Here is a 25,616-nt window from a genome sequence, read left to right as displayed (position 1 = left end):
AATTTTGCTTCGCAAGTGGATGGTGAATTTTTATAGTAAAAAAAATTGACAAGCGCAGCGGATTGACGATTGAATATTCACAATAAACATACTATAACCAGAAAAGCACTGTAGTTTTTCTCTCATTGAGGCTGCCCGATTCGTCAACTTTCATAAAAATATCTTAAAACAGATCTTGAACGTAATGCTTTTATGATAAATATTTTATCTTTGGGAAGAATAGTATCGTGAACACTTTTTGATGATTAGAAAATTTTAAATCTTTTTCAAGAAGCTAAATAAAAACTTTTAACTTAAAACCTATTGAAAACAGATATCGACATCCATAACCACTGTCATTTTTCCTTTGACCTGTGGCTCACTTTAATCAAATCTCATCCTGAATTTAAAGCAAAAAGAGTTGAGCTGTTCTCCTCATTTTTTAACGTAGATAAGCCTATAGAACAGGTTGCGAAAACTGTAAAGTATTATGATGATCTTTGCAATACCATTAATGAAGTAACAGGTGGTAATATCGATACTTTTGAGATCTATCTGATGATTCTCAGTTCGCTGGATGTGGATGTAAAACAATTGAATAAAGAAAATTTCAATGAGTTTTACAACAAAAGTGAAGAATTGTTTCTGGAATACAAGCCAGTGGTGATTTTTGAAAATATTCACGATTTTTTTAAGAATATTAAAAATCAGGGAAAGACCATAAATATTCTAAGCAACACTGGATTTATCAAAGGAAAAACAATGAGGAAATTCCTGATTCATGAAAACCTGGATCAGTACATAGATTTCCATATCTATTCTGATGAAATCAACTGTTCCAAACCGAATCCGCTTATTTTTCAGGAAGTGAAGAATAAGATTAAAGATCAGGATTTGGCGATGAATCAGATCCTGCATATCGGAGATAATCCGGTGGCAGATTATCAGGGAGCAAAGAACTTTGGCTTCAGTGCCCATTTACTTAAACACTAAAAATAAACATGAATAAAAGATACAGCTTACACCACATTCATTCGGCAGACGAGTTTACGTTCTCACCTGCGGAATACAGTTATTTCAAGTATGGCGATAAGTCGTATGCTGAAAAATTTGCAAGAGAATTATTCGACGGATTTATTTCCGCATATGAAGAGCTTTTAAATACAGATAAAGAGATTGTAGTGCTTCCAAGTCCTTATATGGCGATTCCTACGGCCTCTAATTTCTTATGTTTTTACTTTAAGAAGCATCTTGATTTTTATCTGTTTCAAAAAGGAAAAAAGTCAAGTATTCTGTCGAAAATCAATCGTAATCATACCTATATCACAGATTACGGGAATCTCAATTTTGAAGACCGCAAAAATCTGATCGCCAATGATACTTATTATATCGATAAGGATTTTTTGAGAGGAAAACTTTGTATTTTTATAGACGATATCAAAATCACGGGAAGTCATGAATATACAGTCAACAGAATCCTTAACGAATATAATGTTGAGGCAGACTTTATGTTCCTGTATTATGCAGAACTGATGAATTTTGACCTTGACCCGAAAATTGAAAACTTTTTCAACTACTATGCTGTAAAAAATGTAAATCATGTTGCAGAAGTGATGAATAAAGAAAGTTTTCAGTTCAATACAAGGATTGTAAAATATATTTTAGGCCTGGAATCAAGTAATTTTGATTATCTTACGTCTCAAGTAAAAAAGGAACAGATGGATCTGCTTTTAGAACTGGCGATCAGTAACAATTATCATTTAATAAAAGAATACGAAAATAACATCAATACTTTAACACAAACGGAATTATATTATGGCTATTAACTTACAAAAAGGACAAAGAGAAAACATTAACGCACCTAAATTTACTGTAGGTTTAGGATGGGATATCAATAATACTTCTACAGGAACCGCTTTCGACCTTGATGCCTCTTTGTTTTTGCTTGGGGACGACAAAAAATTAGTTTCAGATAATCACTTTATTTTCTATAACAACCTTGAGTCTCCGGACAAATCTGTCATCCACACTGGTGATAACCTTACAGGAGAAGGAGCGGGAGATGATGAGCAAATCAAAATTGATCTTACTAAAATTGATAGTGCTATTAAAGAAATTACTGTAGTAGTAACAATTCACGAAGCAGATTCAAGAAAGCAAAATTTTGGGCAGGTAAGAAATTCTTTCATCAGAATTTTCAATACAGATACGAATGAAGAGATCTTAAAATACGAATTAGACGAAGATTTCTCAATCGAAACCGCTGTAGAATTCGGAAGAATCTACAACAGAAACGGAGAATGGAAATTTGAGGCTGTAGGTGCAGGACAGAGAGATGGCCTTGAGAAATTTGTATCAATTTATCAAAAGTAATCATGGACAATCAGGAAAATCAACCCATAGATCCGCTGGGATCAATAGAACCTCTTAAAACCTTTGAACCGACTCCAATGGCTCCTCCTACTCCGGCTCAGCCCGCCCAGAATGCGGCGCCGGCAGTTCTTGTGGACAGAGAGGGAAATGTAAATCTGACGCAGCTGCAGTCAGAAGAACGTCAGAAATATGAAGTTCTTGCGAACTCTATTGACGAGACCAACCCTGGTTCCATCGTGAATTTCGGGGCAGAGCTTCAGAAAACATTAACCAATCAGAGTGACAGCTTTTTAGGAAATGTAAGAAGATCAAACTCAGGAGAAGTTGGTGGGCTTATCAATGACCTTTTGGTAGAGCTTAACTATGTAGATGTAGAAGAGCTTAACGGAAATAAAGTGAAAAGTTTCCTGAGCAAATTGCCATTCATGAAAAAGGTAATGACTCAGGTAGAAAATCTTTTTGCAAAATACGATAAGATCATCAACAATATCGAGCAGATTTCTTATAAAGTAAATGCGGGAATTATCACCTCTACAAAAGATAACGCTGTACTTCAGACTATTTTTGAAAGCAATGTGAATTCTATCAGGCAGATTGAAGAGCTTGTCATTGCAGGTAATATCAGAATGGAAAGAGCGGCAGGCGAGCTTGCTCAGATGGAAGCTAATCCGCAGATTTACCAGGATTATCAGATTGCAGATAAAAGAGATTTCATTGCAAGGCTAGACAGGAGAATGGCTGATCTTAAAGTGGTTCGTGTGATTATGATGCAGTCACTTCCTCAGATCAGACTGGTACAGAACAACAACGTTTCTATCGCTGAAAAAGCACAAACGATTCTTACCACTACACTTCCGGTTTGGAAAAACCAGCTTTCCCTTGCGGTAGCGATGTACAGACAGCAGCAGAATATTGAAATCCAGCAAAAAGTATCTTCTACTACAGAAGAGATTTTAAGAAAGAATGCAGAGCGTCTTGGCCAGAATTCAGTGAATGTTGCCAGAGCCAACGAGCAGACTATCGTATCTGTGGAAACATTGAGAGAAACAACATCAATGCTGATCAATACATTGAATGAAGTGAAACAAATCCAGAAACAAGGGGCTGACAACAGAAGAAAACTGGATCAGGATCTTCAGACATTGGAGCACGAACTAAAAGCAAATGTCAGAGGTTAATTTATAGGATACCAAGGTGGGGGATGATGCAGCAACCATATTGTCGCAAAGCAAAAGAAGGTTAACAAAGCTTAAACTTCTCGCTAATTTTTTTGAACATATTGATATTATATCTATTTACATCAAAACGGATATTATTCACAATCTGTTCCAGGAAAATACAGCTTTAGATTATAATAAACTGGAACTTTTCCACCTGCAGTATACCGACAGCCTTATAGAACTTCTGACTAAAATTAAAAAACAGAAGGAAAATGACATGCTGGCGGTCATCAATGAAATTAACATCAACAGCAAATATATTTCAGGTTTTGAAGAAAGAAGGGTAGATAGTTTTGAGACCGACAGGAAAATGTACAGCGGTGTCTTTTCCCAGCACTTAAAAACAGTGTATAAAGACCTGACGGAAGATCGTTTTACGGCCAATTGGGACAATGTACTGTACTTTCATAAAAAATATGCCCAGGAATTTTACAGATCGGAGGCAGATGAAACACTGCTGAAACCTGATCCTTTTCCTTCCTATCAGTATAAAGAATATTCCATTGAAAGGAAACTGTTGGGAAGGCTTAATATACAGGGATTTAAAGTTCGTTTCGTATGTGGTTACCTTATCGGAACCCACGATTATGAACTTTTTAAAATCTTTCAGTCTGATGATTATTTTATTTTCAGTGTAGACGAAAAGAAATTGTATCTTTTCGACAAAGAACTGGATAAGCTGGATATTTCCGAAAATCAGTCTAATCAGAGTTCCATTATTGATCAGCTGAGAAGTAAAAACGAGCAGCTGGAACATAGTATGAACGAAAGAAAGCGTACTTTGCCAGCTGAAGTGGAAGGAGTTCTGAAAGATTATATTAAAAACCTGGAAAATATGGATATTATGAGCAAGATATTTGACTTCGACGAAGAAACAAATATTCTGCGGGCAATGCTTAATTTGAATTTGAATAATAATTAGAACGAAATTTGAAAAGCAAAGAAGATTTCCTTTTTTGCAAAAAAGTAAATAACAACTAAACATAGAAAGATGGCTATCAACTTACAAAAAGGTCAGAGAATTAACCTTAAAAAAGAAAATGGAGCTGAGCTTTCCCAGGCCTGTGTAGGAATCAACTGGGGAGCAATCGAAAAGAAAGGATTTTTCGGAACAAAGAAAGAAGCAGTAGACTTAGACGGAAGCTGTATTTTATATGATTCAAACAAAAACGTTACTGAAGTAATCTACTTTGGAAATCTTAAGTCCAGAAACGGATCTGTAAGACACAGCGGAGACGACCTTACCGGTGACGTAAACGGAGATGACGGATTGGATAATGAAGTAATCACGGTAGATTTCAGCCAGCTGGAACCAAATGTGGAGCATGTGGCAATGGTACTGAACAGCTACAGAGGTCAGGATTTCGGAACCATCCCTTTTGCTTCTATCCGTATTTATGAAGGGTCACCTACCAATGTGAGAGAAGTTTTTGCAAAATATGATATTGCGAATGATGCTTCTTTCAGCGGACATGTTGCCATGGTAATGGGGGTTTTCTACAAGAGAAACGGAGAATGGAAATTCAATGCGATCGGAGATCCTACAGCGGATAAAAAACTGGAGCAGACGATTCAGACAGTGCAGATGAATTACTTATAATCAATTGTCAATCAAAAGATAAATAAAATAGCAATATTTGTACTCTGTGCATCTATTGCTTTTATCATATAATAACATAACTCAAGTGGAACATCAAAGTATTTTAGAACTGCACCCTGGTCTGGTGTGGGGATTTGCAGTAACGGTGGTTATCATGCTGCTCCTGGACTTAGGGGTATTTAATAAAAAAAGTCATGAAGTCTCTTCCAAAGAAGCTACCATCTGGTCTATCATATGGATTTCGCTTTCCATGGTTTTTTCAGGGGTGGTATATTGGGTATTCAATACCGATGGAAGTCCTGAAAGCCATGCTTTGGCTGTAGAAAAATTTACGCAGTATCAGGCTGCTTATTGGATTGAAAAAGCCCTGTCTGTGGATAATTTATTTGTATTTATCCTTGTTTTCGGGTTCTTTAAAGTTCCGAAATATCTTCATCACAAAGTCCTTTTCTGGGGGATTATCGGAGCGCTGATCTTCAGAGCCATATTCATCTTTGCAGGAGTAGGACTGATTAATCTTACCTATCTTCCTGAAATGAATATCTTCGGTGAGGCAGTGAAAATAAATGTGGTCATGACCTTATTCGGATTATTCCTTGTCTATGCAGGAATCAAATCCTGGGGTGACGGTGACGATGATGACGATGAAGATTACAGCAATACGGCAGGAGCAAGGCTGATTAAAAGTTTCTGGAAAGTTTCAGATAACTATGATGGAGATAAATTCTTCACCATTCAGAACGGAATTAAAATGGCAACTCCTCTTTTAGTGGTAGTAGGGGTTATTGAATTTACAGACGTTCTTTTCGCTGTAGATTCCATCCCGGCGATCTTTGCAATCTCAAATGACCCGTTCATCCTTTATACATCGAATATCTTTGCTATTTTAGGATTAAGATCTTTATACTTCCTGCTGGCGAACTTTATTCATATGTTCAGCAAACTTCCATACGGATTGGCGATTATCCTCTCCTTCATTGGAGTTAAGATGCTTATTGCGCCATGGATCCATATTCCGTCTCCGGTTTCATTAGGAATCGTAGGAGGTGTATTGGTGATCTCTGTTCTTTTATCCGTTATCTTCCCTGAAAAAGAAGAGGAGAAGAAAGAAGAACTGGAAGAGTAATCCTATTTAAAATATACTATCAAGCCTCTGGAATCTATTTCTGGAGGCTTTTTCTATTCATATTCTTAGTTGGACAACGCAAAGGCGCAAAGAGGATAAAAATTATGCTGCTTTTAAGACGCAAGAAAATCGAAGATTTTCAGCAAGATTACTGCGCAATTACCGGTTTCATTCAAAGCCTTTCTTAGCATTATTAAGTTTTATCGGAGATAAAATCTTTGCGCCTTAAATATGTTAAACCTATAAAAATTTAGCGCCTTTGCGCTTTCCAAAATTCTCAAAAAAAAAAAATTAAAAATAAAAACAGACAGACTGGTCTGTATGTAATTTTTTTTCATACATTTGTTCCAGAAAAGAAAAGCATATGAAATCTCCGAGAGAAAGAATCATAGAAACTACATTTCAATTGTTTGCCAGACAGGGTTATAACTCAACCGGAGTCAATCAGATTATTTCCGAAGCTGAAGTTGCCAAGGCAAGCTTTTATCAGCATTTTAAATCCAAAGAAGATTTGTGTGTAGCGTTTCTGAAGGTAAGACATGAATATTGGTTTGGTGAACTCAATCACTTTGTAGCAAAAGAAAAAAGCTTAAAATCCAAGATCATCAATGCTTTCGATTTCCTTGTGTATATGAACGAAAAGGAAAATTTCAGAGGATGCAGCTTTCTGAATATTCTTTCGGAAATACCGATGGATAATACTAAAATTCTGAGTGTTATTCAGTCTCATAAAGCCGATCTCAGAAAGTTCTTTTCAGAATTGCTGAATAATGATGAGCTTTCCGATCATGTCTACATGCTTTTTGAAAGTAGCATCATAGAAAGCCAGCTTTTCAAATCCAATGAACTCATTGAAAAATCAAAAAAGATAGTCACCAATTTAATACAATAAGTTATGGAACAAAAACATCCGCTTCCGCCTTTCACTCTTGAAACGGCACTGGAAAAAATTCAACTGGCAGAAGATGCCTGGAACAGTCAGGATCCTGAAAAGGTTTCCAAAGCATATACCATTGACAGCGAATGGAGAAACAGAGATACATTCGTGAATGGAAGAGAAGAAATTGTAGCTTTTCTTCAGAAAAAATGGGAAAAAGAACTTCATTATCATCTTAAAAAAGAATATTGGGCACACAACGACAATCGTATTGCCGTTCGCTTTGAATATGAGTATCAGACCCAGGAAGGAAACTGGTTCAGAGCATACGGAAACGAAAACTGGGAGTTTGATGAAAACGGGCTTATGGCAAAAAGATACGCCAGTATCAATGATCTGGCGATCAAAGAAGAAGATAGAAAGTTCAGATAAAATAATAAGAAATTATCTCAAAATTCAAATATTTGGTTTTTGTCATTCTGACGAAGGAAGAATCTTAAAGATAAACACTGATATGAGATTCTTCACCGATGGTACTGCTAACGCGGGGGGGAGAGTAGGTCGCCGCCAGTTTTATTTTATTTTATTTTAAAAAAATCCTTTATCATAACGATAAAGGATTTTTTTGTTTTATACCTATACCAACACAACCCAATACATGAGCATAAGTAATAAGTAATTCACCATTATCATTCATCATTCATCAACGTAACACTCCAATTGTCACTCCGTAGGAGTCTCAACAAAGTATTAGCACATAACTGAAGTATTACTTCACTTTTTAAATCTTTAAAACTCTAATCAATGTGGCTGGATTCCTACGGAATGACACAGTAGGAAAGAAACAGCACAAATGAATGAGAAAGACGCCGTTGAAACGCTAAGCTTTAAACTTTAATAAAAGAGGCTGGATTTCTGAACTGTGTTCGCAGACTTTCAGTCTGTGTTCAGAATGACACTCCCAAGAAATACTTTTTTTTAGATAAAATCTTTATAGCTGCACTCAAAAATTCATCATTTAAAACTCATAATTCATCATTAATCTAGCTGTTTTTCCCATGCAGCAGTTTGTTAATCTTCCTTCGCGTCTGCAAAGAAATTTTATACGCTTCATCTCGCAGCTTCTGTATTTTTCCCACAGGCTGAAAGAATATCTTACTTTCAAAAGGATTGAATGATAACAGCTCATTTGTACAGTTCCGCTCATCCAGCAAAGAGCCTTTATTTATTGCAACCTCACCGATTTTGATAAAAGGAGAATTTTTCCACTCCACATTCAGTTTGTTGACAGGCTGGTCTTTCAAGTCATAACATATCTGTATCAGGACATCTGCAGTAAAGTCATGGGTTTGCAGATAATTTTTTAAAGCATCTTTTACCTTCTGCCTTTTTCCAATGTTCTTATCCACAGATTGAGGAGACAGTTTTATTTTGATGATATGATCTCCAAGCCGGTAAGCTCCTATAGAATGATAGTCGAAGGAAAGAATAAAATCATTTCTTTTACGAAGAAGTTGAATCATATTACGAACCATATCAGCTGTTAGCAGGGAAGGAGTCATTTTAATCATCTGAAGCAGCAGGGTAAACAAACTGCTCCATTTTTTGGTGTAAAATCTGTTGACCGCCGTAAACAGTTTCAAAAAATTTGAAACAGAATTCATAGGAAACAGGGGAAAATTCACCAATGGATAATTGGCAAGAAGCCCACCGCTTTCATCCTTGATCTGCACAGCAAAGCCGTAGGCAGGAATGTCCTTTTTTGCATTCTTAATTTTCAGCTGAGCATTGGAAAATCGTATGGTCAAATCAAATTTTTCCTTATCAAAAAAAGGCTGTAGTGATTCCGGAATATCAGGTTCTATGTGGAATGTACCTTTTGCTGCCGCATACGTTTTGGCATGGGCATTTCTGGTAGCATAGTTGACATCGCTGATGGAAGAGGATTGTTCAACAAAATCTGCTATTGTTTTTTTATTGATTTCCAGAAGCTTTTTTTCCTCTTCATTCAGTTCATCAAACTTCTTATTATATTTTAGTGGATTTGGCATTTAGTTTTTAAAATCCAATTATAACGCCAAGTTTCGAAATCTGTGTTAAATAAGTATTACAATTGTTTGAATTTTGTGGAAAAGCTCTCTGAAAATCAAAAATGTATGACTATATGATTAATGAATATTGAAAAATAATCTTTTTAACTTGTTGATTATTAGTGTTTATTTATTTTTAATGAGAATGAATTAAAGTCATTTTCTTTGAGAGGATAATACTTCCGGCTTTTAAACTTCCCTCATCGTGCTCCCATCTTCCAAACCCAAAAAGCCTTATCTTTGTAAAAAATTATAATATGGGAGTAGCAGATATGTTATTTAAACGTAAAAAGGAATTAGCAGAAAAGAACCTGAAAGATGGTAAAGAATATATGGAAGAGTATGGTAAAAGAGAAAGCGTTGTGCAGTTACCAAGCGGCTTGCAGTATGAAATCATTACAGAAGGCGACGGCCCGAAACCAGGACCCAAATCTACTGTAAAATGCCACTACCACGGAACTACTATTTCCGGGAAAGTATTCGACAGTTCTGTAAAAAGAGGTACACCTGCATCTTTCCCTTTGAACAGAGTGATTTCAGGATGGACGGAAGCACTTCAGTTAATGCCTGTTGGCAGCAAATGGAGATTAATCATTCCTCCGCACTTAGCGTATGGAGATCAGGAAATCAGCAAAGAAATCGGGCCTAACAGTACGCTCGTTTTTGAAGTTGAACTGCTGGATATTAAATAATCCTTCTTAAAAATAGATTAAAAATTTACCTGATTTCAGGTAAATTTTTTTATTTGTATTATATTCGTATAGGAGAATTGTGAAAATGGAGAAATTTATATTGCAATATACCTGATAACACAAAAAATCACTGAATGAAAAAACTTTTTTACCTATTGATTGTTTTCGGGCTTCTTACTTCTTGTGTTTCCAGGAAGAATCAGGCTATTCAGCAGAATATTCTCACCCTGAAGGACAGCTACTGTAAAGCGCCGTTCAAATATAACTACAGCAACAAACTTCCGTCTTATAATTCAGATTCTATACTGGCAGCCAATAAAGAATTAAAAGAGGTCTTTTCTGACCAGAGTATTCTTATCTTAAACGCATTGGATAATCTGGATGAAGTTCATCAGATTATTGATCTTAAAAAAGATTCATCCCTTGCTTCCCAGGTTAAGGTTTTACAGTTGAAGACAAAAATAAACAGCAAAATAACGATTGCTCTTACGGAACTGGATGCAGTAGCCGCAGAGTTCGACTGTGAAGGAGAAAGAGTAGCCCAGATTGGAAATTATGTGGATAACTTAAATTCATCAAGAAATAATAAGCTTATTTTATATTCAATTGTTGCAGGAGCAGCAGCTTCAATAGCAGGAGGAATTGTACATGATCAAGGATGGAGTAATGCCATCGATATAGGCGGAGGGGTTCTGGGAGCAGGTTTTGGTTTGGCTACCCTTAATCCTAAAGGTAAAAAAGTAGAATTTATCCACCAGAGAAATCTTTTGAGAGATATCTGGAGAGAAAAACTGGAGTCGCCCAATTTTCCCCCTTTTATCTGGTATATGTACACAGAGAAAAAGTTTTCCAATAAAGAAGAGCATTCCATTATCGGGAATATGAAACAGAGGTGGCTGCATTATCAGTTTGATGATAGTAAGGAAGCGGCGGATAAATCTGTGATTTTCAGTGATGGCGGGTTTTACAGGGCTGATGATCTTCATAACCGCGCAGCCATGCTGAATCAGATGCAGTCGGCAACCCGTACCATTAATCAGAATATCAATTATCTGTTACTGGATCTGGATAAACTGATCCTTTAAGAAAAATTTAACTGTAATAAATTTTGTTACATTTAAAAATTGTGTATCTTTGCCCTGTAATTACAATGAACAATACAAGATTTGCTACGGCAGTACATATTATGACATTATTGGCGAAATGTCCTCAGGAGTGGCTTACTTCTGACTGGATGGCCGGTAGTATCAATGTGAATCCGGTGATTATCCGAAAGGAGATCAGCGTATTGAGAGAAGCAGGCCTTATTATCAGCAGACAGGGAAAAGAGGGAGGAAGCCAACTTGCAAAGAATGCTGAAACGATCACTATTTCCGAGATCTATAAAGCAGTAAAAAATACAGAAGTATTAGGCAAAAAAAATCAGAATCCTAATCCGGCATGCAGTGTTGGAAAAGAGATCAACAATCATTTAAATACATTATTTGAAGAAACAGATCAATTGGTGGTAAACTTTTTAGGAGACAAGTCATTACAGGAATTCACTGACCAGTTTGAATAAAAATTTTTTAGCCTTAAATGTAACAAAAATTATTACAATTTAATTAAAAATAAAACATTATGAAAAAAGTAGCAGTAATCGGTGCAACAGGATTTGTAGGAGCACACGTAGTATCAGAATTAGCAGACAGAGGATATGCGGTGGAAGCATTGGTAAGAGATGCATCAAAAGTGAAAACACAGGAAAATGTAACTGCAAAAAGTGTTGATGTAAACAATGTAAACGAACTGGCTGAAGCATTGAAAGGAAGTGATGCCGTAATCAGTACATTCAATGCAGGATGGACCAACCCTAACCTTTACAACGATTTTTTAAACGGTTCCGAGAACATTGAAAAAGCTGTAGAACAGTCGGGAGTAAAAAGACTGATTGTAGTAGGTGGAGCAGGAAGCCTTTACACACCGGATAACGTACAGATTGTAGATACTCCTGATTTCCCTGAAGCTTATAAACCAGGAGCAACAGCGGCAAGAGATTATTTAAACAAGATCAAAGAGAATAATACGTTGGATTGGACATTCTTCAGCCCTGCTATCGAAATGAATCAGGCTAATGTAGGAGAAAGAACAGGAAAATACAGAACTTCACTGGAAACTCCGGTATTTGATGAAAACGGAAGAAGCCGTCTTTCTGTAGAAGATGTAGCGGTAGTGCTGGTAGATGAATTGGAACAGAACAATCACATCCGTGAACGTTTCACAGCAGCTTACTAATCTATAAAAGAACAGAAATGATACAAAAAAAATTATGGTCGTTAGTGGCACTGCTGGGATTCATCAGCATATTTGCAGGGAATCTCAAAGTGAAAGTTTATAATCCGGGAACCAAAGCTATTTTTCCTATTACATCTACCATTATTTATGGAGATAAAGATGCCATATTGATAGATGCTCAGTTTCAGAAACAATATGCAGAACAGCTGGTAAAAGAAATAAAAGCAACAGGAAAGAACCTGAAAACAGTCTTTATTTCTCACAGTGATCCTGATTTCTATTTTGGATTGGATGTGATTAAAAAAGCTTTTCCTAATGCAAAAATTATCTCAACCGCACAGACTGCTTATCTTATATCAGCTTCAAAAGATGATAAAATGGGAGTGTGGAAACCACAGTTGAAGGCAGATGCACCATCGGAAATTATAATTCCTGAAGCAGTTACTTCAATTCCTGATCTTGAAGGAAATAAAATTGAAATCAGACAAAACCCGGAAGATCCGGCACACAGTTTTCTGTGGATTCCTTCCATTAAAACCATTGCCGGCGGGATTTCGGTTTCTGTAGGCTCACATCTCTGGATGGCGGACACTCAGAATGTAAAAGCCATTGATCAATGGATCGGGCAGATTGATGCTATGAAAGGTTTGAAGCCGGAAAAAGTTATTCCTTCTCATTTTGCAGAATTGTCTACATCACCACAGTCTCTTGATTTTGTGAAAGGTTATCTGGAAAATTACAAGCAGGCAGTAACAGAGAACAAAACTACATCTGCCATTGTAGATTTTATGGTAAAAAAATACCCTGATCTGCCAGGAAAAGAAGAACTTGAAATGGGAGTAAAGGTTTATCTTAAAGAAATAGACTGGGATCTTAAATCACCCTATCCGGCAATCGGAAGTAAAGTGGAAGTGGACTTTGGAGAAATAAAATTCATTCTTGATTTTAAAGATAATAAAACCATGACATTCACAGGAACAGCCGGAAGTTCAAAAAACAGTACGGACACTGTAGAATATACCGCTGTGGAAGTTGCGAAGAATGTTTTTATGGTTTACTGGCATGAGCCACACCTTGGTTTCAATGTGACCCATATTCAGGATTATAATAAAAATATCGTGTATTCAAATATTGCAGGTCCGGACGGTACATTCACCCATCCGAAAGGAACTCTTAAAATCTTAAAGTAAAAAAACAGCTGCCAGTGCAGCTGTTTTTTATATCATAAGAATTAACAATGAAAATATCCTTAAGCTTCGTTAAATCAGCTTGCTGATTCCAACTTTGCCTCCTTAGACTCAAAAGAAAACAAATTAAAAACTTTGCGTTAAAATAACCTCTCGCAGATATTACAGATTCTGCAGATCTATGATCATGAGAATTATATTCGTGATTCGTGATATTCGTGAAACTATTCGTGTTTAAGAAAGGCCTTTAAATGAATACTTTAATTTTTAAAACCAAAAAACTGCCTCTCATGAGACAGTTTTCTTTTTATAGATTCATAAACAATTTCGGGTTAATCGGCGTATTGTTTTTGTGTACTTCATAATGAAGATGGGGCCCGGTGGAGCGCCCTGAGTTTCCGGATTTGGCAATGACCTGGCCTACTTTCACTTTATCGTTCACCTTAGCAACAAGTTCAGATAAATGTCCGTATAGTGTGGCCAGTCCGTTTCCATGAGAAACAATTACACAGTTTCCATAACCTCCTTTTTGTCCGGAGAAAATGACTGTTCCGGCAGCGGCAGCTCTTACATCAGAACCATAGGCAACAGCAATATCCAGTCCTTTATGAAACTGCATCTGATCAGCTTCAGCAGGTGGATTGTTTTTTTCAGCAACAGCAGTTTTAGTTGAAGGAGCTCCAGAAGCAGCTTTTGTTGTCGTTGCAGGAGCAGAAGTTGCAGCTACAGGAGCCGCTTTTGGGGTAACCATTACTTTTACTTCTCTTTTATTTCCATAGCTGTCAGTAAGTTCTACAATTTTCTCAACGGGTTCGGCTTTTACTTCTGGTTTTGCAGCTGCAACGGCAGCTGGCTTTGTCTCAGTCGCTGCACCAGATTTTACCGAAGCAAAAACAGTTTTGAATGGGATAGGATTTTTTCTTATCCCGAAATTGGACGAAATATAGCCGTCAGTAGGCATTCCTAGAGGGACCTGCATCAGTTTTTTCTGAAGATCCATCAGATACTGGCTGTATCGGTTAGCCTGCTTGGAAAGATAAATAGAATTGGAAATACTGTCCTGGTTGAGCATCATCAGCTTTTCGTTGGTAATGTCTTTGGACTTCAGGAAGGAGTTGAGCTGGGCAACTGTCTGATCTACAAGAGTAAGATCAGTTTTCATTTTTAGATAATCTACACTGTCTTTTTCAGTGTTTATTTTTACAAGGTTCACTTCGTAGGTTTTGTCATCTCTTTCAGAAAAGAGCTTGGCAATGAAGACACCCTGTGCAAAAACTACTAGTAAAAGTCCTCCCAGGAGAATGTTTACGTTCTTCTTGCTGCTTAGAAATTTTTTCATATTTCTTCTCTTAGTCAATTTAAAACGGTTTTGAAGCTGCAAATTTAAATAAAAATAAGTTTTGTGAGTTATTTTTATTTAAAATTCAGTTTTTTCTGTATTTAACGGCTAATTAACTATTTAATTGTGTTGAAGTGTTAATTTTTTCAGAAAATGGCTTTTATCATAGTTTCAAAGCCCGCGTTACGTCTTTGTTTTAATATCTTTGCAGTTCACATTCCAATTATGGCTAAAAAGAAAATTATTTCAGAATCTTCGAATCCAAAAAAGAATAAAAAGGATATTTCTGTAGGAGTTGTAGGAAGCGGAAGTTTTGCAACCGCTATCGTAAAAATGCTTGTTGAAAACTGCAAAGTTGTACACTGGTGCGTAAGAAATGAATTTGTAAAAGGGGCTATTGAGCTTCGTGGGCATAACCCAACCTATCTTACGGCGGCACATTTTAATCTTAAAAGTTTAAAACTGACAACAGATATTAACGAACTGGTTTCTGCCTGTGATGTTATTGTGCTGGCAACGCCGTCTATTTACCTGTCTGATACACTGGATAAAATGACGTGCGATTATTCAGACAAGATCTTTATCTCTGCAATTAAAGGAATTATTCCAAAAGTAAATGATGTAGTGGCGCATTATCTGCGTGATGAGTTTAAAATCGGTTTCAGAAACCAGGCTGTTATTGCAGGACCTTGTCATGCCGAAGAGGTAGCCATGGAAAGACTTTCTTATCTTACGATTGCAGCAGTAGAAGATGAAACCGCTGAAAAACTTGAAGGAATATTCAGTTCAGATTTCATCAAAGTGCATACAAGCAAAGATATTTTAGGAAATGAGTACAGTGCGATCCTTAAGAACATTTTTGCCATCGGAGCAGGAATTGCCAGTGGATTAGGATATGGAGATAACTTTGCAGCCGTATTTGTTTCCAACGCAATACGTGAAATGGAAACTTTCCTGGAAGCGATTTATGAAGCACCAAGAGATGTGAACGAAAGCGCCTATCTGGGTGACCTTTTGGTAACGGCGTATTCACTTTTCTCAAGAAACAGAAACCTTGGAAACCTGATCGGAAAAGGATATACCGTAAAATCTGCCATTCAGTCCATGAACATGGTAGCAGAAGGATATTACGCAGCAGATTCCATTTATAAGACAGCGAAACAGAAAAACCTTAAACTCCCGATTATTGATACGGTATATGCTATTTTGTATGAAGGTAAAAATGCTGAAAAGCAGTTTAAAAAACTGACCGCAAAATTGAATTAAAATGGAGCTGGAATAAAAGCCCGTTAAACATACATAGAAAAACTTAGGCAGTAAATGCTTAAGTTTTTTTATTGACTAATCCTGGCAGCGGCTCGTACTGCTATTTTATATTATCAATCATTTCAATGGTACTTTATTGAAATTTTCCATGGTTTTTTGTTGTGTACTCAAGAAGTCTTCTGAGCAAAAAAATAACGGATTAAATCGTGCTGATTTTTAAAACTTTTCCCGAAATTTGAAGTAAAATTTTAAAATTATGTCACAATCGCTTACAAGCAGAACACCGAAACCTAAATACGACGTTGTACTGATAGGCGGCGGAATCATGAGCGCCACTTTAGCAACGCTGCTTCATGAATTTGATCCAAATCTTGAAATCGCTATCTTCGAAAGACTCGGAAGGTTTGCCAAAGAAAGTACAGCTGCATGGAACAACGCCGGAACAGGCCACTCCGCTTTTTGTGAGCTCAACTATACCCCTGAAAAACCGGACGGATCTATTGATATTACCAAAGCCGAAAGCATTGCAGAGCAGTTTGAAATTTCAAAACAATTCTGGTCTTATCTGATTACCAAAGGATATATCCGTGAACCTAAAGAATTTATCAATTCCTGTGCTCATATGAGTCTGGTATTCGGAGAAAAAGATGCTGAATACCTTAAAAAACGCCACGATAAAATGGCAGAGTCTGTTCTTTTTTCAGGAATGGAATTTTCTACAGATCATGAAAAACTGAAAGAATGGATTCCTCTGATAATGAGTAAAAGAAATCAGTCTGAAGTTATGGCTGCAACGAAGATGGATATGGGAACAGATGTAAACTTCGGAACATTGACGAGAAAAATGGGAAGACATCTTCTGGAAGATTCTAATGTTGAGGTTTTCTTATACCACGAGGTGAAAGATATCAGCCCCAGAGAAAACGGTACATGGGAAATGAAAGTGAAAGACAGAATCCATAGCCACAAACAGGAAGTGGTAGCAGATTTTGTATTTATCGGTGCGGGAGGATATGCGCTTCCGTTACTGGACAGCTCAGATATTAAAGAAAGTGAAGGATACGGAGGCTTCCCGGTTTCAGGGCAGTGGCTGGTAAGTCATAATCAGGAACTGGTAGAAAAGCACCATGCTAAAGTATATACTCAGGCTACGGTAGATGCTCCGCCAATGTCTGTTCCACACCTTGATCTTAGGATTATTGATGGAAAAAAAGCGCTTCTTTTCGGACCTTTTGCAGGATTCTCAACCAAATTTCTAAGAGAAGGAAGTTATCTTGACCTTCCTGAAAGTGTAAATACGAAGAATTTAAGGTCACTTTTTGGAGCATGGTGGCATAATATTCCACTTACAAAATATCTTATTCAGCAGGTTGCCATGACAAAGTCTCAGAGAATGCAGCATTTGAGAGAATTTATCAAAGATGCTAAAGAAGAAGACTGGGAACTGAAAGTAGCAGGACAGAGAGTTCAGATCATCAAAAAAGACGAAAAAGAAGGTGGTAAACTGGAATTCGGAACTGAGGTGGTCGTAAACAAGAGCGGAACGATTGCTTCTCTGCTGGGAGCTTCACCGGGTGCTTCCACAGCAGTATATGCCATGCTGAATGTGCTGGAAAAATGCTTCCCTGAAAAACTGCATGGAGAATGGAAAGGAAAGCTGCTTGAAATGGTTCCTTCCTATGGTCAAAAACTGGCTGATAACCCTGAACTGACCCAGGAAGTAAGAAATTACACCAAAGAAAAATTAGAATTAGAATATTAACATCCATAATGAGCAATAAGTAATCCTATTATTTATTGCTCATTACTTATTACTTATAAAAAGGTGGAAGAAGTAATTGTAAAACCAGTCATTGCCAAGGAACTCCTTGAATCTCTTCAGGCGAAAACAGAAGAGGAGAGGCAGGTTATTGTACACTGTTGCTTTCCGGCATCTCCATTCTTAGGAAACCTGATCAGAATCTGGCATTCAACCTATCTTTTTGACAATCAGTCTGAGCACAGGAGCAAAATGATTCATGCGGAAAACATTTCAATTTCTCCATACTGGACACCGGTTCCCTTTATGAAAGACTTTTGGTTTACCCTGATCTTTTCCGGGCTGCCAAAAGACTGCAAAAGTTTTGATCTGAAAGAAGTTATTCCTGAGGAAGGAGGTTTTTTTGTTGAATCAATTAAAAGAAACTCTTCTGATGTGTATCGCGTCAAGATATCAGAGTCTTATTAAGTAAGTATGAGCGCAAGGGAAGAAAAACTGAAACAGATTATTCACTGGGCTGAAAACAATCCTGATATCCGTGCTGTTCTCCTGACCAGTTCATTGGTAAATCCTTACGCTCCTGTAGATGATTTCAGTGATCTTGATGTGGAGCTTGTTTTTGGTAACAGATCATCCTATGAGTCGGAAAATAAATGGATCAGCCTTTTTGGTGAACCCATTTCCATGATTGAAGAAGATGATCGTGTTTTTGACGGAAAGCATGCTATGAAAATGGTCTTATATAAAGATCATGTAAAAGTTGATTTTAAGCTGTATCAGGTATCGGAATTTATTGAAGAAATCAATGAGGAAAACCTTCCCGAAGACTGGGATGTAGGATACAAGGTTTTAATAGATAAAGATAACCTGACCAATAGTATGAAACCGCCTACCTATCAGTCAATAATGATTCAGCAGCCGACAGAAAAAGAATTTCAGCAGCGGATGAATGACTTCTGGTGGGATACAACTTATGTTGCAAAATGCCTGAAACGCGGAGACATTTTTTACGCCAAATTTATGTCTGAAAATATCCTGCGTACAGATTATCTTGTCCCTTTGATTGAATGGTATATTGCCGAAAATCATGACTGGAATAATATCACAACCAATAAACACGGAAGACTCTTCAAAAAATATCTCTCATCTGATTTATGGAATAAAGTGGAAAAAACTTTCTCCGGCAGCGATATTGAAGAAAACTGGAATGCATTGTTTGCCTATGCAGATGTGGTTCATGAGCTGGGAACTTCACTGGCAGAAAAGCTTCATTGTATGTACCCTTCAAAGTTGGAGCATGATATCAGGAACTATCTTAACGAAGTAAGAAAGATGCCTTAATTTCAGGCAAATTCATTCTGTTTAATAAGATTTTCAATACAATATTCAGCAATCGCAGTAATCGTAACAAACGGATTAACACCAATGGTTCCCGGAATTAAAGAACCATCCAGCACATACAGATTTTCGTGATCTTTTAGCTTTCCATATTCGTTGGTAGCTTCACCAAGAACACACCCTCCAAGCGGATGATAACAGATATCTGCCCCAAACCCATTATTAAAAAGTAAATGGCTTCTTGTACCGCCATTAGCCTTATTCATTTTACGGGTAAAATATTGGGCATTTTCTCTCATTTTAGCGGTATTGCTTTCATCCCAGTTTAATGTCAGGGATTGGCTGGCTTTATGATAGGCAACTTCTCCCTTTTTATCAACCCTGTTGATGAGCAGATATAAAGCAGTAGCCACATCCATTCCCATGGGCAGAGGAGCAATTTCTGTGAAAAACGGATGTTCCGGATCATCCCAGTTATCAATTCCTCCTACCGGAATAGTGGATTGCTTAGCTCCGGTGCCGCCAGACAATGGCTTAACCCAGTTTCTTCCGGTCATGAAATTTCCATTGTTTCCCCAGTTTTTACCAATCTTTTCATGGATGGGAAATCCGTTCTCTGCATGAGACTGTAACAGAAGCTGCAAAGTACCCATTGTTCCTGCGGAAAGAATCAGCTTTTTGCAGTGGAAAACTTTGTCCGCAATCATAACTCCGGAAGTATCTGTCTGCCGGATATTTAATGTATAGCTTTTGTCATCATTCAGTTGAATAGTCTGGACACGATGAAGGTCAAGGATTTCTAAATTTCCTGTTTCCAGTGCTTTTCTGAGATAGGTTTTATCTAAACTGTTTTTTCCGTGGTTATTTCCATAAATCACTTCAGTGTTGAGAGCAGAGCGGGGAACTTCATTCCTGAATTCTTTTTCCATGTATTTAAAATCATATACATTGGGAACCCGAATGGTTTTAAAACCGGCTTTGTGAGCTTCTGCTTCACCTACCCGGGTGAATTTATAATAAGGACAGTCTTTCAGAAACTGTTCATCAATCACATTTACCCTGAGTTCTTCCCGTACCAGAGGAAAATAATGATTATAAAACTTTTCAGCATCAAGATCAGGGAAAACCTCTCTGAAATAGCTTTCTTTGGGAGTGACAGCCATTCCGCCATTCACCAGAGAACCTCCGCCAACCCCTCTTCCTACCCAGATTTTAATATGATCAAAATCCAGACGGTCCAGAGTTCCGGTAAAAGGAGTCAGAGAAAAAATATTCATAAAGGGAGCAATGCTTTTGTTTTTCAGCCATGCAGAGCTTTTCCCGGGTTTCAGCAGATTGGAAAACGGAATTCCTGCTTTTTCCCAGTTAAGACCCATCTCCAGCAGCACTACTTTTTTTCCTGCTTCACAAAGACGCAAAGCTGAAACCGCTCCGCCATATCCACTGCCAATAATAACAATCGGAACATCGTTGTTTTCAACGATCTGATTGTTTCTTCTTTCCGCTGCATGAAATAATTCGGATTGAAGAAAATAAAATCCTGATATTGCCAGAACACTGGTCTTTATGAAGCTTTTTCTGTCCATGAGCTTTGTTTTTCAAAAAGTGTGCTAGATTATCAAAGGTTAATTTTATTTAAAACAGATTATATTTTTTATTACAATTTTAACTTTTGTTGGAATGAAAATTCATAGCTTTACTTATAATTTTAAATTCATGAAAAAATATATCATACTCTTTTTACTGCTTCCTCTATGGGTTTTTTCTCAGAAAAAGATGTCAAAGGAAGAGAAAGAGGTACAGAAGTTTCAGAAAGAACTCAATGCAGAATATCTTAACCCAAAGGAAACTCCATTAAGAGGTGATAATTTTAAAAATTTTAAAGGACATCCTTTCTTCCCTTTTGATGCTAAATACAGAGTTACTGCACAATTTGTTAAGTCAGAAAATACTCGACCTTTTGAACTTCCTACGTCTTCAGGGAAAACAAAAACGTATCAGGAATATGGAAAAGCAACCTTTACATTGGATGGTAAGTCGTATACTGTAACGTTATACCAAAGCCTGGATCTGATCAAACAGGAAAAATACAAAGACTATCTTTTCCTTCCGTTCCGTGATGCAACCAATAAAAAAGAAACCTATGGAGGAGGGAAATATATGGATCTTAAAATCCCGAAAGGAAATACCATTGTGCTGGATTTTAATCAATCTTACCATCCGTTTTGTGCTTATAATGCTTATGATTACAACTGCCCGATTGTTCCAGAGGAAAATAAGCTTCCCGTGGAAATCCGTGCAGGAGTAATGTATGAAGATATTTACCATCACTAATACTATGATACATTTAGAATTCTTTAAACCAGAAGATCTTTCCGGGGTCAGCTATGCTTTGGATGAAAATCAGATGAGATTTACAGCGACTGCTCAACAGGCTTTGCAAAGCATCAGTGAGCGGGATGATAACGATGCATTTCCCGTGACTATATTTTACAACAATCAGCCTGCAGGCTTTTTTGTCCTTGATTTCGGGAAAGATAAACTGGAAATTACTGATAATGAAAACTCAACATTGTTACGATCCCTATCTGTGAATCCCGGGATGCAGGGCAAAGGAATTGGAAAAGCGGCGATGCTTGAAGTGGGGCATTTTGTCAGAAACCACTTTAAAACCTGCGATGAAATTGTATTGGCTGTCAATCAGAAAAACGATTCTGCTTACCATATTTACCTTAAGGCAGGATACATTTACGACGGTAAGACCAGAATCGGAAGAAGCGGACCTCAATATCTGATGTACAAAAAACTTTAATAAAATTTTAAAATCATAATTTTTTATCTGCTGATATCTTTCCATAACTTTGAGTAACATCAAATTACAAAACATGGAAATATCACTTCAAAACCAGGTGGCTGTAGTCACAGGAGCTTCCAGTGGAATCGGTTCAGGAATTGCAAAATCATTGGCCGCAGCAGGAGCAACAGTCATTGTCAACCATTCCTCAGAAAGATCTACAGATGAAGCCAAAGCTGTTTTAAAGGAAATAACGGAGGCCGGAGGGAAAGGAATGACCTACCAATGTGATGTTTCCAAAGAAGATCAGGTCATCAGAATGTTTCAGGATGTCATTGCTGAGTACCAGACTGTAGATATTCTGATCAATAATGCAGGGATTCAGAAAGACGCGAAATTTACTGAAATGACTCTTGACCAATGGAATGCTGTCATAGGAGTTAATCTGACGGGACAATTTCTATGCGCCAGAGAAGCCATTAAAGAATTTCTTCGACGGGGAATAGATCCGTCACGGTCTGTTGCCTGTGGAAAAATTATTCATATCAGTTCAGTGCATGAAATTATTCCGTGGGCGGGTCATGCTAATTACGCTTCCAGTAAAGGGGCAATCAGAATGTTGATGCAAACGCTTGCTCAGGAATATGGTGCGGACAAAATCCGTGTCAATTCCATTTGTCCGGGAGCGATTCAGACGCCGATTAACCGGAATGCATGGGATACTCCGGAAGCTCTTAATTCTCTTCTCAGCCTTATTCCTTATAACAGGATCGGACAGCCGCAGGATATCGGAAACCTAGCAGCATTTCTTGCGAGTGATCTTGCAGATTATATTACCGGAACAAGCATTTTCGTAGATGGCGGGATGACTACCTTTGAGAGCTTTTCTACGGGAGGATAGGGGAGTTCAAAGTTTAATGTTCAAGGTTTAAAGTTTAAAGTTTAAAGTTTAAAGTTTTTGAGGTTGTTCTTAGAGTTTGAAACGGAATCAAAATATTACTCATTGCTTATTACTCATTACTCATAATTATCGCTTATGTCGGAAAAACAGAGAATTTCAGATGTTTCATGGAAAAAATGGGGCCCTTATGTAAGCAACCGCGAATGGGGGCTCGTTCGTGAAGACTACAGTGAAGACGGAGATGCCTGGAATTACACAGGCCACGATACCGCAGAAGCCAAAGCATACCGTTGGGGTGAAGAAGGGATATGCGGAATCTGTGACGATCTTCAGAAACTTGTATTCTCTGTAGGTTTCTGGAATAAAAAGGACAAAATGGTGAAAGAGCGGTTCTTTGGACTCACCAACGGACAAGGAAATCATGGTGAAGATGTAAAGGAATATTTCTATTATCTTGATTCTACTCCTACCCATTCTTATATGAAGATGCTGTATAAGTACCCTCAGAATGCATTTCCTTATGAAGATCTCATAAAAACAAATGCAGCAAGAGGGAAAGAGGATCCGGAATATGAGCTGATTGACACAGGAATTTTTGATCAGAATGACTATTTTGATATTTTTATAGAATATGCAAAGGAAAGTCAGAATGATATTCTTGTAAGATTAACAATTATCAATAAATCTGAAAAAGAAGCATCTCTGGTCATTTTACCAACAGTTTGGTTCAGAAATACCTGGAAATGGGGATATGATGATTATAAACCCCAATTGTCTGCGGAAGATGCTGACCATATTAAAGTCAATCATCAGGATATTGAGATTAAAAATGTGTATGCAAAACAGTCCTTAAAGATCTTATTTTGTAACAATGAAACCAATAATGAAAAGCTTTATCAATGTTCTAATGATTCAAAATACTGTAAAGATGGGATCAATAATTTTGTGATGACGGGAAATTCCCAGTCTGTAAATCCACAAAATGCAGGAACCAAAGCTTCTTTCTTTATTGATGAGGACTTTCAGGATGGGGAATCGAAAATATTTGACTTCAGACTTTCAGATAAAGATATTAGAGAACCTTTTAAAGATTTTGATAGCCTTTTTGAACAAAAACAGAAAGAGGCAGATGAGTTTTATGCAGAAATCCAGAAAGGAATTGCTTCGGAAGATGAAAAACTGGTTCAAAGGCAGGCTTTTGCCGGAATGTTGTGGAATAAAATGTTTTACCATTACAATGTGGAAAAATGGCTGAAAGGTGACCCTTCCGAAGTGCCGCCGCCAAAGTCCCGGGAAACAATAAGAAATTACGACTGGAAGCATCTCAACAACGAACATATTATTTCCATGCCGGATAAATGGGAATATCCGTGGTATGCAACGTGGGATCTTGCATTTCACACCATCAGCTTTTCACTGATAGATCCGGATTTTGCCAAACATCAGTTAAAGCTTTTCCTGTTTGAATGGTATATGCATCCCAACGGACAGCTTCCTGCTTACGAATGGAACCTGAGTGATGTGAATCCTCCTGTACATGCCTGGGCGGTTTTCAGGGTATTTAAAATTGATGAGTATTTAAAAGACAAACCAGACCTGGAATTTCTCGAAAGTGCTTTCCAAAAACTGCTCATGAATTTTACCTGGTGGGTTAACAAAAAAGACCTTAACGGTAATAATATCTTTGAAGGAGGATTCCTGGGACTTGATAATATCGGTGTTTTTGACAGGAATTCTGTTTTACCCAACGGAGAACAGCTGGAACAGTCGGATGGAACGAGCTGGATGGCTATGTTTGCCCTCAATATGATGAGAATTGCCCTGGAACTGGCCCTTTACAATAAGGTGTATGAAGAGATGGCGATGAAATTCTTTGAACATTTCCTGTCGATTGCCCATTCATTGGATAATATGGGAGATGAGAATTTCAGTCTTTGGGATGAGCAGGATGAATTTTTCTATGATGCAATTACTTCCAGTGACGGAACTCATATGTATCTGAAATTAAGAACCATCGTTGGGTTGATTCCGATGTTTGCTGTTGAGGTTATTGATGATGAAATGATCGAAAATCTTCCCAACTTCAAGAAAAGAATGAAATGGGTACTGGATAATAAACCTGAACTCGCTTCTCTCGTTTCAAGATGGGAAGTGAAGGGACAGGATTCAAAACATCTTTTATCTCTGCTTCGGGGACATCGTCTGAAAAGGCTGTTAAACCGGATGTTGAATCCGGATGAATTTCTAAGTGATTACGGAGTAAGAGCCTTATCCAAAGAGTATGAAAGAAATCCTTATACTTTAACTCTGAATGAAACGGATTTTACTGTTAAATATACCCCTGCGGAAAGTGACAGCGGCTTGTTTGGCGGAAACAGCAACTGGCGCGGCCCGGTGTGGTTTCCGATCAATTTTCTTATTATTGACAGTCTTCAGCGTTTTTTCTTCTATTACAGCCCGGATTTTTTGGTAGAATATCCTACGGGCAGCGGTAATTATTCAGACCTTGATCAGATTGCAGATGCTTTAAATAAAAGACTAGCGAAAATATTTTTAAAGGATGAAAATGGTAAACGCCCGGTTCATGGGCAGTATGAAAGATTTCAGACCGATCCGGGTTTTAAAGATTATATCCTTTTCTATGAATATTTCCATGGAGACAACGGCCGTGGAGTAGGAGCTTCCCATCAGACAGGCTGGACGGGACTTATTGCTAAGATTCTTCAGCCCAGATTTTCCAAAAAAGAAATGGCAGAATCCGAAACTGAAATGCCGGATAATGCAGAAAAACAATAAGCTGG

The 25,616-nt window shown here is 37.5% G+C and carries 25 protein-coding genes; 22 read left to right on the top strand and 3 right to left on the bottom strand.

The window, feature by feature from the left end:
- Window positions 1–303: 303 nt before the first annotated feature.
- The 9 genes from LIV57_RS08810 to LIV57_RS08770 all read left to right on the top strand — a co-directional run bounded on the left by LIV57_RS08810 (window position 304) and on the right by LIV57_RS08770 (window position 7,607).
- Complete coding sequence (locus LIV57_RS08810) at window positions 304–972, top strand: HAD family hydrolase (RefSeq protein WP_227942320.1); 669 nt, start codon at window positions 304–306, stop codon at window positions 970–972.
- A gap of 8 nt (window positions 973–980) precedes the next feature.
- Entirely contained in the window at window positions 981–1,805 is an 825-nt protein-coding gene (locus tag LIV57_RS08805; protein ID WP_227942319.1) for a phosphoribosyltransferase family protein, read from the top strand.
- Window positions 1,795–2,352, top strand: a complete 558-nt coding sequence (locus tag LIV57_RS08800) for a TerD family protein (protein ID WP_202843564.1) — start codon at window positions 1,795–1,797, stop codon at window positions 2,350–2,352. Before LIV57_RS08805 ends, LIV57_RS08800 begins: the two co-directional genes overlap by 11 nt.
- A 2-nt stretch (window positions 2,353–2,354) precedes the next feature.
- Window positions 2,355–3,530: a toxic anion resistance protein gene (locus LIV57_RS08795; RefSeq protein WP_227942318.1), complete on the top strand. Its 1,176-nt coding sequence runs from the start codon at window positions 2,355–2,357 to the stop codon at window positions 3,528–3,530.
- Between the two features lie 16 nt (window positions 3,531–3,546).
- Window positions 3,547–4,494 (top strand): hypothetical protein, encoded by a 948-nt coding sequence (locus LIV57_RS08790; protein ID WP_110009575.1) that lies wholly within the window; start codon window positions 3,547–3,549, stop codon window positions 4,492–4,494.
- A 69-nt stretch (window positions 4,495–4,563) separates the two neighbouring features.
- Window positions 4,564–5,172, top strand: a complete 609-nt coding sequence (locus LIV57_RS08785) for a TerD family protein (protein ID WP_047428248.1) — start codon at window positions 4,564–4,566, stop codon at window positions 5,170–5,172.
- An 85-nt stretch (window positions 5,173–5,257) separates the two neighbouring features.
- Window positions 5,258–6,298: a TerC/Alx family metal homeostasis membrane protein gene (locus tag LIV57_RS08780; protein WP_227942316.1), complete on the top strand. Its 1,041-nt coding sequence runs from the start codon at window positions 5,258–5,260 to the stop codon at window positions 6,296–6,298.
- A 364-nt stretch (window positions 6,299–6,662) separates the two neighbouring features.
- The gene (locus LIV57_RS08775; RefSeq protein WP_227942315.1) at window positions 6,663–7,190 is read left to right on the top strand and encodes a TetR/AcrR family transcriptional regulator; all 528 of its coding nucleotides are present in this window, start codon (window positions 6,663–6,665) and stop codon (window positions 7,188–7,190) included.
- 3 nt (window positions 7,191–7,193) lie between these two features.
- A complete protein-coding gene (locus LIV57_RS08770; RefSeq protein WP_227942314.1) occupies window positions 7,194–7,607 on the top strand; it encodes a DUF1348 family protein in 414 nt (137 codons plus the stop codon).
- Between the two features lie 611 nt (window positions 7,608–8,218).
- On the opposite strand, the gene LIV57_RS08765 is transcribed toward LIV57_RS08770, so the two are convergent.
- Entirely contained in the window at window positions 8,219–9,226 is a 1,008-nt protein-coding gene (locus LIV57_RS08765) for a catalase (protein ID WP_227942313.1), read from the bottom strand.
- 296 nt (window positions 9,227–9,522) lie between these two features.
- On the opposite strand from LIV57_RS08765, the gene LIV57_RS08760 reads away from it, so the two are divergent.
- The 5 genes from LIV57_RS08760 (at window position 9,523) to LIV57_RS08740 (ending at window position 13,421) form a co-directional block, all read left to right on the top strand.
- Window positions 9,523–9,957, top strand: coding sequence for an FKBP-type peptidyl-prolyl cis-trans isomerase (locus LIV57_RS08760; RefSeq protein ID WP_052198510.1), 435 nt, complete (start codon window positions 9,523–9,525; stop codon window positions 9,955–9,957).
- 134 nt (window positions 9,958–10,091) lie between these two features.
- The gene (locus LIV57_RS08755) at window positions 10,092–11,042 is read left to right on the top strand and encodes a hypothetical protein (protein ID WP_110009569.1); all 951 of its coding nucleotides are present in this window, start codon (window positions 10,092–10,094) and stop codon (window positions 11,040–11,042) included.
- 65 nt (window positions 11,043–11,107) lie between these two features.
- Entirely contained in the window at window positions 11,108–11,518 is a 411-nt protein-coding gene (locus LIV57_RS08750) for an Rrf2 family transcriptional regulator (protein ID WP_227942312.1), read from the top strand.
- A gap of 59 nt (window positions 11,519–11,577) precedes the next feature.
- Complete coding sequence (locus LIV57_RS08745) at window positions 11,578–12,231, top strand: NAD(P)-dependent oxidoreductase (RefSeq protein WP_227942311.1); 654 nt, start codon at window positions 11,578–11,580, stop codon at window positions 12,229–12,231.
- Between the two features lie 17 nt (window positions 12,232–12,248).
- Complete coding sequence (locus LIV57_RS08740) at window positions 12,249–13,421, top strand: MBL fold metallo-hydrolase (protein WP_227942310.1); 1,173 nt, start codon at window positions 12,249–12,251, stop codon at window positions 13,419–13,421.
- A gap of 304 nt (window positions 13,422–13,725) precedes the next feature.
- Here LIV57_RS08740 and LIV57_RS08735 read toward each other — a convergent pair whose 3' ends face one another.
- Window positions 13,726–14,757 carry a M23 family metallopeptidase gene (locus LIV57_RS08735; protein WP_227942309.1) on the bottom strand — a complete coding sequence of 344 codons (1,032 nt, stop codon included), beginning with the start codon at window positions 14,755–14,757 and terminating at the stop codon, window positions 13,726–13,728.
- Window positions 14,758–14,982: 225 nt separating this feature from the next.
- On the opposite strand from LIV57_RS08735, the gene LIV57_RS08730 reads away from it, so the two are divergent.
- The 4 genes from LIV57_RS08730 (at window position 14,983) to LIV57_RS08715 (ending at window position 19,123) form a co-directional block, all read left to right on the top strand.
- Window positions 14,983–16,023 (top strand): NAD(P)H-dependent glycerol-3-phosphate dehydrogenase, encoded by a 1,041-nt coding sequence (locus LIV57_RS08730; protein ID WP_227942308.1) that lies wholly within the window; start codon window positions 14,983–14,985, stop codon window positions 16,021–16,023.
- Between the two features lie 256 nt (window positions 16,024–16,279).
- Window positions 16,280–17,785 (top strand): malate dehydrogenase (quinone), encoded by a 1,506-nt coding sequence (gene mqo, locus LIV57_RS08725; RefSeq protein WP_227942307.1) that lies wholly within the window; start codon window positions 16,280–16,282, stop codon window positions 17,783–17,785.
- A 63-nt stretch (window positions 17,786–17,848) separates the two neighbouring features.
- Entirely contained in the window at window positions 17,849–18,250 is a 402-nt protein-coding gene (locus LIV57_RS08720) for a hypothetical protein (protein WP_114820683.1), read from the top strand.
- A gap of 6 nt (window positions 18,251–18,256) precedes the next feature.
- Window positions 18,257–19,123, top strand: a complete 867-nt coding sequence (locus LIV57_RS08715) for an AadS family aminoglycoside 6-adenylyltransferase (RefSeq protein WP_227942306.1) — start codon at window positions 18,257–18,259, stop codon at window positions 19,121–19,123.
- A gap of 2 nt (window positions 19,124–19,125) precedes the next feature.
- Here the strand turns inward: LIV57_RS08715 and LIV57_RS08710 are convergent, their stop codons facing one another.
- Complete coding sequence (locus LIV57_RS08710; RefSeq protein WP_227942305.1) at window positions 19,126–20,706, bottom strand: GMC family oxidoreductase N-terminal domain-containing protein; 1,581 nt, start codon at window positions 20,704–20,706, stop codon at window positions 19,126–19,128.
- Between the two features lie 130 nt (window positions 20,707–20,836).
- On the opposite strand from LIV57_RS08710, the gene LIV57_RS08705 reads away from it, so the two are divergent.
- The 4 genes from LIV57_RS08705 to LIV57_RS08690 all read left to right on the top strand — a co-directional run bounded on the left by LIV57_RS08705 (window position 20,837) and on the right by LIV57_RS08690 (window position 25,611).
- A complete protein-coding gene (locus tag LIV57_RS08705; protein WP_227942304.1) occupies window positions 20,837–21,454 on the top strand; it encodes a DUF1684 domain-containing protein in 618 nt (205 codons plus the stop codon).
- A 4-nt stretch (window positions 21,455–21,458) separates the two neighbouring features.
- The gene (locus LIV57_RS08700; protein ID WP_227942303.1) at window positions 21,459–21,932 is read left to right on the top strand and encodes a GNAT family N-acetyltransferase; all 474 of its coding nucleotides are present in this window, start codon (window positions 21,459–21,461) and stop codon (window positions 21,930–21,932) included.
- Between the two features lie 73 nt (window positions 21,933–22,005).
- Complete coding sequence (locus LIV57_RS08695) at window positions 22,006–22,815, top strand: glucose 1-dehydrogenase (RefSeq protein ID WP_227942302.1); 810 nt, start codon at window positions 22,006–22,008, stop codon at window positions 22,813–22,815.
- Window positions 22,816–22,950: 135 nt separating this feature from the next.
- Window positions 22,951–25,611, top strand: a complete 2,661-nt coding sequence (locus tag LIV57_RS08690) for an MGH1-like glycoside hydrolase domain-containing protein (RefSeq protein WP_227942301.1) — start codon at window positions 22,951–22,953, stop codon at window positions 25,609–25,611.
- Window positions 25,612–25,616 lie beyond the last annotated feature (5 nt).

This window comes from Chryseobacterium sp. X308, assembly GCF_020733145.1.
Classification (GTDB): Bacteria; Bacteroidota; Bacteroidia; order Flavobacteriales; family Weeksellaceae; genus Chryseobacterium; species Chryseobacterium cupriresistens.
The sequence above is the reverse complement of the archived record's forward strand: the minus strand, read 5'-3'. Positions and strand labels throughout refer to the sequence as shown.